Consider the following 1,537-nt stretch of genomic DNA (forward strand, 5'->3'; position numbering starts at 1 on the left):
AAAAAGCTTTTTGGACGTTGAACCTCTTAAAAGAAAATATAATTTGAATAACGGCAATTTTCTTATCGGTGTTATCGGAACCGGTTCCATAGAACCTGATTCAATCAGAGGTTTTCATTACGAAATTTTTAGCGGTGAAAATAATATAAAACCTGAATGTCATATCAATCCTCCGCTTTGGTTAAAGGATGAATTTCCGAATTTTAAATTTAAAACAGACAGTTTATTATCAGGCGGAGATAATGCAGAATGGAAAATTCCAACAGGAGAATTTTCGGGTATAAGAGATTCTGGAAAACCCGGCGAATATAAATTACACGGTCACTGTCTTGCGTGGATCAATCAATCCCCTCCATGGATGATGCAAATAATACCTGAAAATATTGCTTCACGTGAATGGAATAATGACGGACTGTTTTTCTCCGGCAGTACAAAATCTACGGGGCCTTATTTAAAAGTAAATAAGACAACGGCTAGAAGAATTTATTTTAACCACATCCTGTATGTAATGCGGCATTTTATGTCCGTAAATCCAAGATATGATTCTGATACGCGACGCGGCGTAATACCGTTTCATTCATTTAATGTTCTTAATGAAGAGATTCATGAAAGCAGGTATATTGCAATTATAAAGGAAAATCCTGATGGATGGAAAATGGCGCTAAAAAATGTTTCGTGGTTTATGGCAATGACAGATACGGATTATTCTGATATTAGCAAGCATTATGTTTATCTGCTTTATAAGTATGCGCATATAGCGGTTCCTAACGCGCTTATGGCCGCTAAATATAAAGAACATTACCACGATGATAATATTGTTCCTGCGTACATGAAAATGGATGACCATGATGACAACGGCAGTATTGACGCTTATATTACAGAAAAACCTCCTATTCTTACTTACAATGATTATGATTATGAAGTTAATATTTTGTCAAAGATGATAATCATCTGCAATATGATTAAGGAATTAAATACTGCGTGGAAAAATGATCCGCTTTATGACGGCAGGAATTTAATTGAATGTATGGGAATCCAGGGGCATGAAAGAGTTACTCCTTTTACCATAAGCAGGAACCGGCGTTTTTTGTTTCTTTTTGCCGATTTAATTGAGCAAGGACTTTTAAATTGTATTTCTTATTCAGAAATTGACATGAAACAGCCTAATGACGCTCCCGGAGGTGAAGCTCTTGCGCCGGCAATTCTTAACCAGAAACAGGCCGATGCCATAGGTTATCAGTATGCCCTTCTTTTTAAATTATTCGATAAATATAAAAAATATATAGACCATGTTATTTTATGGAGTCAATATGGACATAGTTTTTTGAATAACTATGTATTCTTTGATCATGAAAAAATGGCAAGTCAGGCTTATTACGCCGTAATGGATCCCGATAAATTTATTAAAGGCCATTCATATTTAGACGGATTTTTTGACGTAGGATATGATAAGCTTAAACCCGAATATAAACCTGAAATGTAAAAAGATCAGGTACTTTAAAGGCACTGCTCTTTTTAGTTTGAAAATGTATATAAT

1 protein-coding gene is annotated in these 1,537 nt (G+C 34.9%); it reads left to right on the forward strand.

Annotated elements, in window-relative coordinates:
• A partial coding sequence (locus ACYVRH_RS12580) for an endo-1,4-beta-xylanase (protein ID WP_461257247.1) occupies nt 1-1,483 on the forward strand: 1,483 nt, incomplete at its 5' end.
• Nucleotides 1,484-1,537 lie beyond the last annotated feature (54 nt).

The organism is Treponema sp. R80B11-R83G3, assembly GCF_054786115.1.